The sequence below is a fragment of the Nocardiopsis sp. N85 genome, assembly GCF_028882275.1.
Lineage (GTDB): Bacteria > Actinomycetota > Actinomycetes > Streptosporangiales > Streptosporangiaceae > Nocardiopsis > Nocardiopsis lambiniae.
This window is the reverse complement of record NZ_JARBUT010000026.1, coordinates 46,212-61,076: the sequence shown is the minus strand read 5'-3', so window position 1 is coordinate 61,076 and position 14,865 is coordinate 46,212. Positions and strand designations below refer to the sequence as shown.

Sequence of the window (14,865 nt, the reverse complement as noted above, 5' to 3'; positions counted from 1 at the left end):
CGTGGTGTCGGGGAGGGCAGGATCTCCCCGACACCACGCTCCGTCGGGTCGGAGAGGCCGGCGTGGTGTCCGGTTGTGGCCTATTTTCGGCTGTAATAAAAATTTGTTGGGGTTCTGGCCTGCTGTGGGATGAAAGAACGTTTCGCACGTTCGGCGTGTGCGTGGCGACCCACGGTGAGATTCGGTTAGGTTCGTGATCTTCCGTCCGAGCCGTTGGGAGATCCATGAGAACCCCTACCCCCCTCGCGTGCGCGCGACGCCGGTGGACCGCGGTGGCCGCCGCCGCACTGATACCGGTCACCGTGTTCGCCGCCCCCGCGCACGCGGACCCGGCCGCCGAGGCGGCCGACCTGCGGGCCGACCTCGACACGATCCTGGCCGACCCCTCGGTGGCGGACTCCGGGGTGGTCGTCCTCGACCCGGTGACGGGTGAGGAGCTGTACTCCCGTGACGCCGACTCGCCGTTCGTCCCCGCCTCCAACATGAAGCTGTTCACGGCCGCCGCCGCGCTGGAGGTCCTGGGCCCGGACCACACGTTCGACACCGAGGTGGTCATCCCCGCCCATCGCGGGAAGCCGCGCACGGTGCAGGACGTCTACCTCGTCGGCGGGGGCGACCCGACCCTTTCCGCCGCGGACATCGACGCCTTGGCGGCCGATGTCGCCGCCGCCGGTGTCAAGGTCGTCAAGGGCGACGTGTACGCCGACGACACCTGGTTCGACGACGAGCGCCTGGTCGACGACTGGTGGCCCGAGGACGAGCCCTACGCCTACTCGGCGCAGATCTCCGCGCTCACCGTCGCCCACGGGGAGCGCTACGACACCGGCGTCACCGAGGTCACCGTCACGGCCGCCGCCCAGGGCGGTGCCCCCACGGTCGACCTGGGCGCCGCCGAGGGCTACATGGAACTGGACAACCGGGCCACCACCGGCGCGGCCGGCAGCGGCAACACCCTCGTGGTCGACCGCCCCGTCGGCACCAACACCATCGTGGTGAGCGGATCCGTTCCGCAGGGCGCCGCCCCGATCGCGGTCCTGCGCACCGTGGACGAGCCCGCCGGACTGGCCGGGCACCTGTTCGAGCGGGCGCTGGAAGAGCACGGGGTCACGGTGCGCGGCGGGGTCGAACAGGGCGAGGTGCCCGACGACCTGCGCACGAGGGTCGTCGCCGACCACACCTCGCCGGACCTGGCCGAGATCTTCGTGCCGTACATGAAGTTCAGCAACAACGGCCACGCCGAGATGCTGGTCAAGTCCATCGGCCGGGAGACCGCAGACCAGGGCACCTGGGCGGCCGGACGGGTCGGGGTCGAGGAGGCCGTGGCCGGGCTGGGCGTGGACACCTCGGGTGTGGTGTTCCACGACGGTTCCGGACTGTCCCGTACCGACCGGGTGACGGCGAACGCGGTCGTCGACCTGTTGGCGAGCACGCGCGACGCCGACTGGTACCCGGTGTGGGCGTCGGCGCTGCCGGTGGCCGGTATCGAGGACCCCTTCACGGGTGGCACGCTGCGCGCCCGCATGGTGGGCACCGCCGCCCAGGGAGCGGTCACGGCCAAGACGGGCACGATGAGCGGCGTCAGCGCCCTGTCCGGCTACGTGGCGGCGCCCGGTGGCGGCGACGGTCTGGTCTTCTCGATCGTCAACAACAACCACACGGGTCCGGCGCCCCTCGCCGTGCAGAACGCGATCGCGGTCCGGCTGGCCGAGCACCTGGGGCACACGGCGCCGGCGGGCACGCTCGCGCAGGGCGCCCGCGTCCAGGAGAACCCCGAGAGCGGTGAGCTGGAGTGCTCGTGGGAGCTGACCTGCTGATCCACGGGTGATCGAGGGCCGGGATCCGTGCGGGATCCCGGCCCTTCCCGTGTCACCGGTGGTTTTCCACAGGTCGTGACCGGCGCTGTCGCGCGGAGGGCGGACCTGGCAGGCTGGAAATCCGAAGCGGAGGACGCCGGGGACGTCATGGACGTCATGGGTGTCGCGGGTGCGCGACGCCGGGGATCCTCTCGCCCGACCGCCGTCCACGCCCCCCCGTCCCCGAGCCATCGTCCCGACCGCCGCCGGCGCCCCCGTCCGGCACCTGCTGGAAAGCGAGTTCCCGACCGTGTACCTCGCCATGGTCTACGTGGGAGAGGGGATCCTCCAACTCTTCTCCCTGCTGCTCTTCGTCGCCCTGCTGATCGGCCTGGGCCTGCTGGCCAGCCGGATGATGGGCGTCCCCTTCAGCCTGCCGCGCCTGGCCCTGTCCGGGCTGGTCGGACTGTTCCTGGGGTCGGCCGCGGCGGCGGTGCTGTACTACGGCTCCCTCGAACGGTTGGCGCAGGAGGTCCCCGTCACGGCACCGGGGCCGGAGTACGTCAGCGTGACCATGCTGATGTCGGCCGCCGTGGCGCTGCTCGCCTTCGTCGGGCTGGAACTGGCCGTCCCTCGCGGCACCCGACCTCGACCGGTGCACGCGGTGCGGGCGGTGTTCGACTGGTTCGGCCGGGTGCGCCGCTACCGCCAGATCATGTGGATCCTGGCCCGGCGGGGCCTGTGGGGCTACGTCTCCGGGCGCAAGGAGGACGGCGAGGACACCTCCACCCAGCGGCGCCTGGCCCGATCACTGGCCGGCTCCCTGGAGGAGGCCGGGGTGGTGTTCGTCAAGCTGGGCCAGGTGCTGGCCACCCGACGCGACCTGCTCCCACCGGTGTTCGTCGAGGAACTGGGGCGGCTCCACAGCGAGGTGGCCCCGGTTCCGGCGGAGCGGATCCGTGACGCGGTCGAACGGGAACTGGGCCGCCCGGTGGACGACGTCTTCACCGACTTCTCCGACGAGCCGCTGGCCGCCGCGTCCATCGCCCAAGCGCACACCGCGCGCCTGGTCGACGGGGAGGAGGTGGTGGTCAAGGTGCAGCGGCCCGGGATCGCCCCGCTCGTCCACCGCGACCTGGACATCATCCGCCGCTTGGCCGCGCGCTTCGACGAGTACACCGACTGGGGACCGGCCATCGGCGTGGTGGACCTGGCCGAGGGGTTCGCCGAGGCGCTGGTGGAAGAGCTGGACTTCGAGGTGGAGGCGGCCAACATCGCCGCCGTCGCCGAGGCCGCCCACGACTCCCCGGTGCGCATCCCCCGGGTGTACGACGCCTACACCAGCAGGGGGGTGCTGGTGATGGAACGGCTGCACGGCGTCTCCATCGGCTCCGTCGACCCCGCCGACGTCGACGGTGAGGAGATCGCCCGGGTCCTGCTGAACTGCCTGCTCGAACAGGTGATGATCAGCGGCATCTTCCACGCCGACCCGCACCCCGGCAACATCATGGTGCTCGACGAGGGAGGGGTGGGCCTGCTCGACTACGGGTCGGTGGGGCGCCTGGACGGCCAGACCCGGGAGTCGCTGCGGCTCATGTTGATGGCCTTGGACCGTCGCGACGCGGTCCTGCTCACCGACACCCTCCTCGACGTGGTCACCGACCCCGAGGGGGTGGACGGAGAGCGGTTGCGCCGGGCGCTGGGTCAGTTCATGGCGCGCTACCTCCAGGCCGGGATGACCGCGAGCATGCGGATGTTCACCGAACTGCTGCTCATCGTCACCCGGTTCGGGCTCACCCTTCCGGCGGAGCTGGCGGCGGTCTTCCGGGCCCTGGCCACCCTGGAGGGCACCCTGGTGCACCTGTCGCCGGGGTTCGACACCGTCGCCGAGGCCAAGCGGTTCGCCGGGGACCGGATGTCGGAACAGCTGCGCGGTGAGGCGCTGCGCGACCTGGCGGCGGACGAGATCATCGCCCTGCTGCCCACACTGCGCCGGCTGCCGCGGCGGTTGGACCGGATCACCGACCAGTTGCACAAGGGCAGGTTCACCGTGCAGGTGCGTCCGTTCGCCCATCCGGACGACCGCAGGCTCATCGGTGATCTGGCCCAGCGGGCGATCCTCACCGTGCTGGCGGTGGCCACCGGACTGATGTCGGTGGGGTTGTTCAACGTCACCGACGGGCCCGATGTGGTGTGGTCGCAGATGTCCGCGCGAGCCCAGCTCCTCAACGGTGCCGCGTGGCTGCTGCTGGTGGTGGCCGCCCTGTTGGTGCTCCGCCTGCTGGTCGGGGTGGCCCGGGACGGTGTCCGCCGCCGACCATGATCGGAGCCGCCCCCGCCCGAGGGTCGTCGTCCCCTCGGGCGGGGGCGGAACGGTCACCAGCTGCGGCGGCCGAGGAAGGCGAGCAGACGGGTCTGCTCGTCGGCGTCGCCGGGCGGGGTGAGTTCGGGGCCGCACACCCCGTCGCCGCGCAGCGCGTCCCCGAACGCGGCGGTCGCCTCACGGGCCCATCGCACGTCATCGGGGTCGAGTCGCTCGTCCCCTCCGGTGGCACGGGCCAGATCCCACCGGTGCACGATCAGGTCGAAGTTCAAGAACCGGTCGACGGCCTCGGCGAACGTGGTGCGGCCGAAGAACCCGTCGAATGCGGTGCCGGCCCGCTCGGGATCGGCGAGATCGGCCAGGACCACGGCCCGCGCGGCGTCCCAGGAGGCCACCGGGTCATCGGCGGCCTTCGGGACGTCCCCGAGTTCCCGGCCGACCAGACCGAGGAACATGCCCTGGGTGTCCACGACGTGGCCGACCACCTCACGGGCGGTCCACTCCGGACACGGCGAGGGCGATGACCAGCGTTCTTCCGGGACCGTCGCCACCATGGCGGCGAAGGCGTCGGACAGGCGGGAGTAGCGCGCGGCGATGTCGTTCACGACGAAGTTCCTTTCGGGTGCCGTTGAGCCCTCATCCTGTCGGGCCGGCGGCGCGCCGTCTTGAAGGAAAACGACATCCGCGTCCGAGCCGTACGCGGGCGGGGGACGCCCGGGGTGATCAGCCGCGAAGCGCCCTCCGCGCCGGACCGGTTCCCGGGCCGGGAAGGCCCGGGGGCGATCCGCCGTGAAACGGCGTCCGGGCTCGGACCGAGCTCCGTCGAGGGGAGGTCCCGGAGGTGGGCCACGCGGTACGACCTTCGGCGCTCATGCCGTGGGTGGGCCGGGCGGACCGCCGTGCAACGTCCTCCGCCTCCGGGCGGAGTCCCGTCGATCGGGCGTTCCGGAGACGGACCGCGCCGACGACCTCCGCGATCGGACGGAGCGCCGGAGCCCCGGAGAGCCGGAGCCCCGGAGAGCCGGTGGACCGTTCGCGGGTCGGCGGAGTGTCGGGACCATCGATCACACTGGGGTGATGGACGTACGACCCGTCGAAGAGGACGCGCGCGGGATCATCGACCCGGCCACCGGGCTCGCCCGGTTCCGGTTGGATCGCCATCCCCCCTCTCCCGCGCTCGCCCGGTTCGTGGACCGCCACTGGGTGGCGACCTGGGATCTCACCGGGCGGGAGCCGTTCACCCAGCGGGTCCTGGCCCATCCGGTGGTGAACCTCGTGTTCACCGACGGCACGGCGACCGTGCACGGGCCGGCCGCGGGACCGGTCGGCCGACGTCTCGACGGTCGGGGGTGGGCACTGGGGGTGATGTTCCGGCCCGCCGGGTTCCGGTCGTTCGCCGACCGCCCGTTGCACGCGCTGATCGACACCTCGCTGCCTGCGGGGGAGGCGTTGCCCGGTGGGGAGGAACTCGAACGGGCGGTCCGCGATCTCGACCCCGGGGACCCCGACGCCGTGGCACCGCTCCTGGCCCGGGTCGAGGACTTCCTGGCCGCCCTGGCGCCCGCCGACCCCCACCCCGCGGAGGGGACCCGCGACATCGTGGAACGGGTGGCGGCCGACCCGACGGCCCTCGGGGTGGCGGACCTGGCCGCGCGCGAGGGGCTCGGTGTCCGGCTGTTGCAGCGACGGTTCGCCGACCACGTGGGTCCGGGCCCCAAGTCGGTCATCCGCCGCTACCGCTTCTACGAGGCGGCCGAACGGGCACGCCGGGGCACGCCGCCCGACTGGGGCCGGTTGGCCGTCGAGCTCGGATTCAGCGACCAGGCCCATCTGACGCGGGAGTTCACCGCGGTCATCGGGGTCCCGCCGGGCCGTTACGCCGCCCGGGCACGAGCCGGACGATGATCCGGTGCACCTCCTCGACCCCGGGCGGGGGATCCTCGACGCATCCGCGCAGGAACAAGCCGTCGATGGCGGCCGCGACCCCCGCGCGATCGGCCGGGTCGGCCAGCCTCGGGGCGAGGAAGGCGTCCACGGCCCGGTTCCAGCGATCGACCTCCGGGCGCAGCGCCGGACGGCGGGCGGCCATCAGGAAGAGTTCGCATTCGGCCATCAGGTGCGCCCGTCCGGAGCCGCGGCGCGCGATGATCCCGGCCAGACCGCGCAACGCCTCGTCCCGGTCGTCGGACAGGGCCTCCAACGCCGTGACGTAGGAATCGTTGACCCGGGTGAGGGTGGCCACCAACAGGTCGTCGATCGAGGCGTAGTGGTAGGTGACGGCGCTGGGCGGGACCCCCGCCTCCGCCGCCACCCGGCGTTGACTGACCGCGGCGACGCCCTCGCGTTCGATCACCCGCATGGTGGCGTCCACGAGCAGCCCTCTGCGTCGTTCGCCCTTGATCCTGCGCCCGTCCGTGGTGCCCGGTTCCCCGCGCCCGTCGTTCGTGCTCAGTGTCCGCCTCCCATCTCCAGTGCCATCACACCTCCGATGATGAGGGCGATACCGCCGATCTGGACCCAGGTGAGCGACTCGGAGAAGAGCAGGACGCCGATGACCGCGACCAGGGCGATGCCGACCGCCGCCCACACCCCGTAGGCGACACCCAGGTCCATGCCCCGGGTCAGCGCCCGGCTCAGCATGAGGAAGGCGCCGACGTAGCCGACGACCACGATCACCGACGGCAGGGGCCGGGTGAACCCCTCGGAGAGTTTGAGCGACGTCGTGGCGATCACCTCGGAGATGATCGCCCCGGCCAGCCACAACCACGGCATGATGCCTCCCGAAAAACCTGACCGAATGCTCCATATTCTAGGTTCGCGGATACCCCTTAGTACAGGGCGGTTTACGGGTGGCCCTAATCTCGTAGCAGGCGGGTTCGGGCCTGCACCCCCAGGGTGTATCGTCGTCGGTTCCGGCCTGGCATCCCCCTCCGGATAACCGTCCCGTACCGATGTGTGGGATTTCAGAACCTTTTCCGCACATGCGCGTCTTAAGTGGCGTAGAGACATGGCGTTCGAGGTGAAACATGGAGGTCCAGACGTGACGGGCAGGACCCACCCGTCGGCGATCCGCCGATTCGGCATCGGACTGGTGACGCTCGCGCTCGCGGCAACCGCCTGTACTTCCGGTGGAGCCGAGACGCAGAGCAACAGCACCGATCCGGCCGTCGACGTCGACTCCGCGGCGCTCACCATCACCCCCGAGACCGGGACCGAGGCCATCGCGCCCAACACCCCCATCACGGTCAACGCCGAGAACGGCACCATCTCCGACGTCAAGGTCGACCAGGTCGTGGCCGACGAGGCCGCCACCGAGGGCGACGACGCTCCCCTTTACGAGATGACCGGAACCCTCAACGGCGACGGCACCGAATGGGTCAGCGACTGGAACCTGAAGCCCGGCGCCGAGGTCACGGTCACCGCCACCGCCGAGAACGACGCCGGTGAGACCACCGAACTGGTTCAGGAGTTCACCACCGAGGCGGCCGTCCCCGGACGGCGCCTGGAGCTGACCCACAACTTCCCGACCACGGGCCAGACCGTGGGCGTGGGCATGCCGATCATCATCGGCTTCGACATGCCGGTCACCAACAAGGCCGAGGTCGAGAACTCCATCAAGGTCGTCTCCGAGCAGGGTGTCGCCGGGTCGTGGCGTTGGCCGGACGACAAGACCGCGGCGTTCCGCCCCGAGGAGTACTGGGACCCGTACCAGCAGATCAGCGTGGAACTCCACCTGGCCGGGGTCGAGGCCTCCGAGGGCGTCTACGGCGTGAGCGACCACAAGATCGACTTCGAGGTCGGCCGCGAGCTGATCGTCACGATGAACGTGCCCGACCACGAGGCGGTCGTCACGGTCGACGGCGAGCACGAGCGCACCATCCCGGTGAGCAACGGCAAGGCCGCCCGCAACTTCGACACCACGAGCAGTGGCGTCCACGTGCTCATGGAGCGCTACGAGCACCTGACGATGGACTCCAGCACGGTCGGCATCCCCGAGGGGACCCCGGGTTCCTACAAGGTCGACGTGCAGTACGCCGTTCGCACCTCCAACAGCGGCGAGTTCTTCCACGAGGCGTCCTACAACGGCAACATCGGCAGCGCCAACACCTCCAACGGGTGCACCAACATGCGGATGGACGACGCCAGGTGGTTCTTCGACAACACCCTGATGGGCGACGTCGTGGACACCACCGGTACCGCCCGCGTCAAGGAGTGGTACAACGGCTGGGGTTACTGGCAGCTGAGCTGGGACGAGTGGCTCTCCGAGAGCGCCACCGGTGAGCCCCAGCTGACCGACGGTTCCGGCACCCCCGGTTCCGTCCACGGCGAGCAGTAGGCCGGACCGCACGCTCGAACGCCGAAGGGCGCCGGGAACCGCAGGGTTCCCGGCGCCCTTCGGCGTTCTCCCGGGGCCGGCACGGATCCCGGTCTCCACCGTCGGCCGGGCGCTCCCATCGAGGAGCCACCGGAGCCGGGGAAGGCGCCGGGCGGGCCGGAACGGGGCCGGGACGCCGGAGCGGGGGCGGCCGCAGGTTCACCCCTCCTGGGACAGGCGGGCGACGAGCGCGTCTATGACCAGCCCGGTCACCTCGGCCATGTCGACCGCCTCGGGGTCCAGCAGCCACTGCACCTGGAGGCCGTCCATCACGGCGATGACGGCGGCGGCCGCCGCGCCCGCCGGCGAGCGGCCGTCGGGTCCCGGAGCCCCGGCGGCCCCCCGGTGCTCCGGGTCCAGCCGGTCCAGGATCGCGTCCTCGATATCGCGGCGCAGGATCGTGTAGCGGTCCCGGAACCAGTCCTGGGCCGGGTGGTTCTCGGTGGCGCTCTCGGCCGAGAGCACCGCGTAGAGCTGGGTGGTCCCGGGGCGCTCGGAGTTGCGCTCGGCGGTGGTCACCAGGTGGTCGAGCATCGGGCCGCCCTCGGGCGCCGGCTCGGTGTCGTCGCGCAGTTCCAGGACGGCGGTGAGCAGGCCGGTCTTGGAGCCGAAGTGGTGCAGCACGCCCGCCGGCGTGATGTCGAGCATCGCCGCGATGTCGGCGAGGGAGGTGTTGTGGAACCCCTGGGTGGCGAACACCTCGGCGGCCGTGCGCAGGATCCGGTCACGTCGGTTGACCCGCCGTCGCGGTGCCGGTGGCGCGGTGCTCCGCGTGTCCGGCGCGGGGGGCGTCTCGCTCATCGCTGTTCTCCACTTCTCACACCCGTCGTCGGGCATCCACGGCCGGGGGCGGGGCCGTTCGGTCCACGGTATCGAGCGCTCTTCGACCTCCTCTCGCCCAAGGAACATCAAGCATTCCACCCTCGCCCGTGAGGGGGCGTGGACCACGGAGGCGGGAGTATGTCACCTCGGACCTTCGACGACCCGTGAACCGACTCTCGACCGGGGACGGCGTCGACCGCGTTGCCGCGTGCGACGTCAGGTCGGAGGTCGATCGGACCCGGGGCGGCGCGTCCGCACCGCCCCGGCGCACCGTCGGGCCCCGGCCCCGGCCGTCCGGGGCACGGCGAACGGGGCGACCGGAAGGGCGGCCACCGGCTCCAGGGCCCACCGCAGCGGGATCTCCGTGATGGCGGCCATCAACGGCGGCCCACCGTCGTGCCCGAGGCCTTCGCGGATCAGGTCGAACGAGCGCGGGGCCGGTCGGGAGTGCGGACAAGACCGGGGCGGGGCTTCTGGACCAGGCCTCCTGTGAGGTCACGGTCGCCCGTCCGGCCGCGTGCGGTGGCTTCCCCGAGCCGACCGACGAATCCCGTGAAGGACAGCCGGTCGGCGTCGGCCGGACGGTGGGTCGGACCCGTCGGAGAAGCCACCGCGCATCCTCGCGGTCAGACGTCGGAGGCACAGCCCGGCACCGCGCAGGGGGCGATCCCGTCGAGGCCGATGGCGGGAGGGCCCGGCCGTGCGATCGCGTCCGTGGTTGCCGGGAGGGCGAGCTTCGGAGCCTCCTCGGGGTCCTTCTCGGGCCCGTCGCCCGGAGCCGTGTCCGGGCAGGCCGCGTCACCGCAGGAGAGCAGGACCAACCGCATCGAATCGGGGCCGTCCACCTCGACGGTGACCGAGGACGGCGGGTCGGCGGCGGGCACCGCCCGCGTGCATCCCGGATCGGCGCAGGTGATCAGCGTGATCTCGGCGTCCCGGTCCTGCGCGATGACCTCGAAGGAGCCCGCGCCGTCGGTGGTCACGTCCAGGCCCTCGGAGGTCGTCGCCGTCCTCTTCTCACAGGAGTCCGACGTCGGGCACACCCGCAGGTACAGCGTGGAACCCTCCTCGGCGGGGCCGGTCCGCCAGTAGGCGTTCACGAGGTGATCGCCCACCCGGGCGGTCGTCCGCGCGTCACCGTCCGGGGCCGCCAGGTCCACCTCGAAGAGGTGCTCGGAACCGTCCGCCGCCTCGATGTGCACGGTCGTCCGGTCGTCGGTGTCGACGGGGGCGGAGATCCCCGTGCTCCAGGCGGCCCCGGACACCGCCATCGTTCCCAGGAGCAGTGCCACCGGAACGGGGGCCGTGAGCGAGGGGCTCGCACCGGTGTGCTCGGGGACGCGGATCCGGGACGGCAGACCCACCAGGAGGGCGCGGAACCGACGGGGCGTCAGGGTCTCCGGTAGGACCCGCCGCACGGTGCCGCCGGTGACCACGGCGATCGGCACCGCCGACAGGAGGGCGGGCAGCAGGGGGAGCAGCGGTACGGCGGCCGAGAGCACGACCCACGGGGCCGGGGCGAGCAGCACCACGGCCGCGACCGGGACGGCGAGCACCGTGAGCCAGGCCAGAGTGACCGGGGCGGCGCGCAACGCCCCGCGGCGGACCCCGTCCGGATCCGCACGCCGTCCCAGGAGGGCGGCCGCGGTCACCGACAGGACGGCGTTGACGGAGATCGGCGCACCGGCCACGAACGCGATCACGGCCAGCGCCGGGAGCGTCGGGGAGACGGCGGTCCCGGTCGCCGCGCCCGCCGACAGCGCCGCGCCGGCCGCGGCGGTCGCCAGCGCGGCCGGGAGGAGCGGCGGCACCACGGCGGTGATCAGATCGCCGAGCGCGGCGGACGGTCGAAGACGACGTCCGTTCCCGACGTCGATGCGACCGTCCATGGCATTCCCCTCACTCGTGACCCGTTGGAAGATTACACACGCCCTCCGTGATCGCGACAGCGCCCGAGGTCACGATGATCCGGTCACCCGGTCCACGGGACGGGGGCCGGGACCTCCACCCCGTCCCCCGGCCCGCACGGGGCCGCTCCGGGGCCGAACACGGGAGTCCCCCCGGGGGTCGGCGGCGCCTCCCCGCGCAGGCGCAGCAGCGCCCGCTCCGTGGCCGACCCGGGTTCGGGGCAGTACAGCATCAGCCGCTGGTCCCCGTCGGGCACGTGGAGCACCTGACACTCGAACTCCAGCCTGCCGGCCACGGCGTGCTCCATCCGCTTCGTGAACCCGCGCCGTTCGCGCACCACCTGCGACCCCCACATCTCCGCGAACCGGGGCGAGGTGCCCAACAGGGTGGTGACCAGCCGCCCGAGCGCCGGGTCGCCCGGGTAGCGGGCGTAGGAGGCGCGCAGGTCCGCCACCGAGTAACGCGCGAAACAGTCGGTGTTCGGGTCCTCCCAGCGGTGGTCGTCCTCGGGGCGGGCGAACATCCACTCGATGATGTTGCGCCGGTCCCGGGGCAGCGCCCCCATGTCGCCGATGAAATGAACCGCCATCGCGTTCCACGCCAGCACCTCGTACCCGGCGTCCAGCACGTAGGCGGGGGTGCCGACCAGACCGTCGATGAGGTAGCGCACGGCGACGGACACCTCGCGGTCCGGGAGTCGGGCCGCGGGCGCCTCCGCGTCGGCCATGCGGAACAGGTAGGCGCGTTCGTCGGTGTCCAGCATCAGGGCGCGGGCCAGGGCCGACAACACCTGACGCGACGGATGCGGCCCTCGCGCCTGTTCCAGGCGCACGTAGTACTCCACGGAGATCCCCGCGAGGTGGGCGACCTCCTGCCGACGCAGACCGGGGACGCGTCGGCGCTCCGTCTCGGGCAGCCCGGCCTCGTGCGGTGTCCTCCCGGCCCGCCGGGCCCGCAGGAACGCCGCCAACCCCTCGCGATCCATGATGCTCCCTCCGGTGTCCTCCCCCCAGCCTGCACCCTCGCGCCCGGAACGACAGTGGTACCGCCGGTACCAGGCTGACGGGTGCCCTTACCCCCGGACGGGCGGCGGCCCCACCATGGCGGACATGAGCGAGACGAACGTGAGGATCGCCCTGGTCACCGGGGCGAACAAGGGCATCGGATTCCAGACCGCGCGGCTGTTGGGGCTGGAGGGCATGACCGTGCTGGTGGGGTCCCGGGACATCGGACGCGGGACCGAGGCGGTGCGCGCCCTGGAGAAGGAGGGCGTCGACGCGCGCCCGCTGGAGATCGACGTGACCGACCGCACGAGCGTCCTGGCGGCCGCGGCCCGGGTGGCGGAGGAGTACGGCCGACTCGACGTCCTGGTCAACAACGCGGGCGTGGCCCGGTGGTGGGGACCGCCCGGAGAGACCGACCTCGACGCCTTCCGCCAGGTGCTGGAGGTGAACGTGCTGGGTCCGGTGGCGGTGCTCGACGCCTTCCTCGACCTCCTGCGCCGTTCGTCCGCGCCCCGCGTGGTGAACGTGTCCAGTGAGATCGGGTCGATCGGCACGATGACCGACCCGGAGAGCCCGTTCCACGGCATGGCCATGGGCGCCCCGTACCCGGCCTCCAAGGCCGCCCTCAACATGATCACCGCGCTGTACGCCGGGGCGCTCGCCGGAAGCGGGGCCAAGGTCAACGCCGCCAACCCCGGCTACTGCGCCACCGATCTCAACGGGCACTCCGGAACGCGCACCGCGGAACAGGGCGCACGGGTGAGTCTGCACCTGGCGACCCTGTCCGAGGACGGGCCCACCGGCGTGCTGTGGGGACACCTGGCGGGGGCGTCGGACCCGGACGCCCACGGGGTGCTCCCCTGGTGAGGGACCGGTCCGGGGCGCGGACCCCGGACCGGAACCGGGTCACCAGGCCCGGACGCCGCCGACCGGTGCGGGCAGGCGTTCGTTCAGCCAGGTCCAGGTGCCGTCGTTCTCGGTGAAGCGGCGCTGAACCCACGCCACGTCCGTCAGGGGGTTGGCGAACACCTCGCGCCAGTCCCCGGCCGCGCGCTCCTCCAGGTAGAGGCTGCGCGCGTCGGTGCGCATGCGCACCGCCTGAACGGTATGGGAGGAGCCGTCGCTGAGTTTGATGCGGTAATAGGCCATCGGAATTCCCCGAATGTGGTTCGTCCTCATCGAAAAGGAAGAACGGTGCGTCCCGGAACGGTGGAGGGCGCATTCTGCCGCGCGCCGATGATCGGTTTCCCGAAGTGGGCGATGGGTCGCGTACGCGGCGTTCGAGATGCGGCGCACGCCCACGGGCGGCGGCATCGCGTGCCGAGGCCCGGAGCACTCCGGGGAACGGACCGGGTGCCGGGGCACCGTGCTGTCCGCTTTTCGGACTCTACTCCTGTACACGTCGGGTTGTGACCGGAAAACGGACAAGGAGTCGATGAAATCCCCATGATCTTCCGGTGAGCGTTTCCCCGATATCGGACTTAATGGCGCATGCGACCCCATTCGGATGAACGACTCGGGGATGCCCGGCGTCCCAGGGGGAGGGCACCGATCTCTGGACGGTGTTCGGCCCCGGTGGCGGTCTTGCGTCCACCGGGATCGTGCCGGTCCGCCATGACGACACCGCCTCGACGGCGAAGGGACCGGCGCGGCCGTGCGCGACTTCTGGACGTACGCCATCGGGGAAGAGGGCGCGGAGCCCGCCGCCGAGGCGGGCTCCATCCCGCTGCCCCCGTCCATCAAGGAAAGAGGCGGCCGAACGCGTCGCGCGCATCGACGCGCGATGACCACCGTGGAAAACCCGTTGCGCCGAACCGATCCCTTCGGCACGGTGTGGACGCCCCCTTCCCCGAGAGAAGAGCGACGATGTCCATCACCCCCCGCACCGCCGTCGTCTCCGGCGGCGGCACCGGCATCGGCCGGGCCACCGCACGGGTCCTGACCGACCGGGGATACCGCGTCGGCCTGGTCGGCCGCCGTGAGGCACCCCTGATCCGGACCGTCGACGAGATCCGCGCCCGGCACGGCGCCGATGCCGCGGCCCATCTCGCCCTGGACCTGAGCGACCCGGAGGCGGTCGGCGCGCACGCCCCCGCCCTGGCCGAACGCCTCGGCGGCGTCGACGTGATCGTCAACAACGCCGGCGGGTTGCGCCCGGCCCCCGACGGCACCCTGGCCGGGATCGCCGAGGGCTGGTCCGCCGACTGGGCCGCCAACGTCCTCACCGCCGTCCTGCTCACCGAGGCACTCCGCCCCCACCTGCGCGAACGCGACGCCCGGATCGTCAACGTCGGCTCCATCGCGGCGGTGCGCGGCGGAGGCGGCTCCTACTCGGCCACCAAGGCCGCCCTGCACGGGTGGACCTTCGACCTGGCCGGGGCGCTCGGCCCCACCGGATGCACGGCGAACATCGTGCTGCCGGGCTACATCGCCGACACGGAGTTCTTCGGTGACGCCATGACCGAGGCCCGCCACGCACGCCTGGTCGCCCAGACCGCCACCGGTCGGGCCGGCCGCCCCGAGGACGTGGCCGTCACCATCGCCTGGCTGGCCTCGCCGGAGGCCGGGCACGTCACCGGGCAGGTGATCCAGGTCAACGGCGGCGCCGTCATGGGCCGCTGAAGCAGCGGGGCGTCCGCA

13 protein-coding genes are annotated in these 14,865 nt (G+C 72.1%); 6 read left to right on the top strand and 7 right to left on the bottom strand.

Translation table 11 applies throughout. The annotated features are described in order from the left end of the window. Window positions 1-224: 224 nt before the first annotated feature. Both dacB and PWG71_RS26200 read left to right on the top strand, forming a co-directional pair. Window positions 225-1,814, top strand: coding sequence for a D-alanyl-D-alanine carboxypeptidase/D-alanyl-D-alanine endopeptidase (dacB, locus tag PWG71_RS26205; RefSeq protein ID WP_274812693.1), 1,590 nt, complete (start codon window positions 225-227; stop codon window positions 1,812-1,814). A 301-nt stretch (window positions 1,815-2,115) separates the two neighbouring features. Next, window positions 2,116-4,116 (top strand): ABC1 kinase family protein, encoded by a 2,001-nt coding sequence (locus PWG71_RS26200; protein WP_274812709.1) that lies wholly within the window; start codon window positions 2,116-2,118, stop codon window positions 4,114-4,116. A 53-nt stretch (window positions 4,117-4,169) separates the two neighbouring features. On the opposite strand, the gene PWG71_RS26195 is transcribed toward PWG71_RS26200, so the two are convergent. Further along, a complete protein-coding gene (locus PWG71_RS26195; RefSeq protein WP_274812692.1) occupies window positions 4,170-4,721 on the bottom strand; it encodes a TIGR03086 family metal-binding protein in 552 nt (183 codons plus the stop codon). Window positions 4,722-5,193: 472 nt separating this feature from the next. On the opposite strand from PWG71_RS26195, the gene PWG71_RS26190 reads away from it, so the two are divergent. After that, complete coding sequence (locus PWG71_RS26190; RefSeq protein ID WP_274812691.1) at window positions 5,194-6,021, top strand: helix-turn-helix transcriptional regulator; 828 nt, start codon at window positions 5,194-5,196, stop codon at window positions 6,019-6,021. Here the strand turns inward: PWG71_RS26190 and PWG71_RS26185 are convergent. Together PWG71_RS26185 and PWG71_RS26180 are read right to left on the bottom strand one after the other, a co-directional pair. After that, window positions 5,969-6,487: a TetR/AcrR family transcriptional regulator gene (locus PWG71_RS26185; protein ID WP_274812690.1), complete on the bottom strand. Its 519-nt coding sequence runs from the start codon at window positions 6,485-6,487 to the stop codon at window positions 5,969-5,971. The two genes, PWG71_RS26190 and PWG71_RS26185, sit on opposite strands and share 53 nt — an antisense overlap. Window positions 6,488-6,564: 77 nt before the next feature. Then, window positions 6,565-6,888: a DMT family transporter gene (locus tag PWG71_RS26180; RefSeq protein ID WP_274812689.1), complete on the bottom strand. Its 324-nt coding sequence runs from the start codon at window positions 6,886-6,888 to the stop codon at window positions 6,565-6,567. Window positions 6,889-7,156: 268 nt separating this feature from the next. Between PWG71_RS26180 and PWG71_RS26175 the strand changes: the two genes are divergently transcribed. Beyond that, a complete protein-coding gene (locus PWG71_RS26175) occupies window positions 7,157-8,452 on the top strand; it encodes a L,D-transpeptidase (protein ID WP_274812688.1) in 1,296 nt (431 codons plus the stop codon). A 198-nt stretch (window positions 8,453-8,650) separates the two neighbouring features. On the opposite strand, the gene PWG71_RS26170 is transcribed toward PWG71_RS26175, so the two are convergent. From PWG71_RS26170 to PWG71_RS26160, 3 genes are all read right to left on the bottom strand, one after another. Beyond that, on the bottom strand, window positions 8,651-9,292 hold the full coding sequence (locus PWG71_RS26170) for a TetR/AcrR family transcriptional regulator (protein WP_274812687.1): 642 nt from the start codon (window positions 9,290-9,292) through the stop codon (window positions 8,651-8,653). A gap of 647 nt (window positions 9,293-9,939) precedes the next feature. After that, entirely contained in the window at window positions 9,940-11,202 is a 1,263-nt protein-coding gene (locus PWG71_RS26165) for a hypothetical protein (RefSeq protein ID WP_274812686.1), read from the bottom strand. A gap of 83 nt (window positions 11,203-11,285) precedes the next feature. Next, complete coding sequence (locus PWG71_RS26160; protein WP_274812685.1) at window positions 11,286-12,206, bottom strand: helix-turn-helix domain-containing protein; 921 nt, start codon at window positions 12,204-12,206, stop codon at window positions 11,286-11,288. Between the two features lie 124 nt (window positions 12,207-12,330). On the opposite strand from PWG71_RS26160, the gene PWG71_RS26155 reads away from it, so the two are divergent. Beyond that, window positions 12,331-13,092, top strand: coding sequence for an SDR family oxidoreductase (locus PWG71_RS26155; protein WP_274812684.1), 762 nt, complete (start codon window positions 12,331-12,333; stop codon window positions 13,090-13,092). Between the two features lie 39 nt (window positions 13,093-13,131). Here PWG71_RS26155 and PWG71_RS26150 read toward each other — a convergent pair whose 3' ends face one another. Beyond that, window positions 13,132-13,374 (bottom strand): hypothetical protein, encoded by a 243-nt coding sequence (locus PWG71_RS26150; protein ID WP_274812683.1) that lies wholly within the window; start codon window positions 13,372-13,374, stop codon window positions 13,132-13,134. A gap of 717 nt (window positions 13,375-14,091) precedes the next feature. Here PWG71_RS26150 and PWG71_RS26145 point away from each other — a divergent pair. Then, window positions 14,092-14,847 carry an SDR family NAD(P)-dependent oxidoreductase gene (locus PWG71_RS26145; protein ID WP_274812682.1) on the top strand — a complete coding sequence of 252 codons (756 nt, stop codon included), beginning with the start codon at window positions 14,092-14,094 and terminating at the stop codon, window positions 14,845-14,847. The last annotated feature ends 18 nt before the right edge of the window (window positions 14,848-14,865 follow it).

What these genes read in the sequence shown, in the direction of transcription:
- dacB (WP_274812693.1), top strand. Translation starts at nt 225, where the DNA reads ATGAGAACCCCTACCCCCCTCGCGTGCGCGCGACGCCGGTGGACCGCG.
- PWG71_RS26200 (WP_274812709.1), top strand. Translation starts at nt 2,116, where the DNA reads ATGGTCTACGTGGGAGAGGGGATCCTCCAACTCTTCTCCCTGCTGCTC.
- PWG71_RS26190 (WP_274812691.1), top strand. Translation starts at nt 5,194, where the DNA reads ATGGACGTACGACCCGTCGAAGAGGACGCGCGCGGGATCATCGACCCG.
- PWG71_RS26180 (WP_274812689.1), bottom strand. Translation starts at nt 6,888, where the DNA reads ATGCCGTGGTTGTGGCTGGCCGGGGCGATCATCTCCGAGGTGATCGCC.
- PWG71_RS26170 (WP_274812687.1), bottom strand. Translation starts at nt 9,292, where the DNA reads ATGAGCGAGACGCCCCCCGCGCCGGACACGCGGAGCACCGCGCCACCG.
- PWG71_RS26165 (WP_274812686.1), bottom strand. Translation starts at nt 11,202, where the DNA reads ATGGACGGTCGCATCGACGTCGGGAACGGACGTCGTCTTCGACCGTCC.
- PWG71_RS26160 (WP_274812685.1), bottom strand. Translation starts at nt 12,206, where the DNA reads ATGGATCGCGAGGGGTTGGCGGCGTTCCTGCGGGCCCGGCGGGCCGGG.
- PWG71_RS26155 (WP_274812684.1), top strand. Translation starts at nt 12,331, where the DNA reads ATGAGCGAGACGAACGTGAGGATCGCCCTGGTCACCGGGGCGAACAAG.
- PWG71_RS26150 (WP_274812683.1), bottom strand. Translation starts at nt 13,374, where the DNA reads ATGGCCTATTACCGCATCAAACTCAGCGACGGCTCCTCCCATACCGTT.
- PWG71_RS26145 (WP_274812682.1), top strand. Translation starts at nt 14,092, where the DNA reads ATGTCCATCACCCCCCGCACCGCCGTCGTCTCCGGCGGCGGCACCGGC.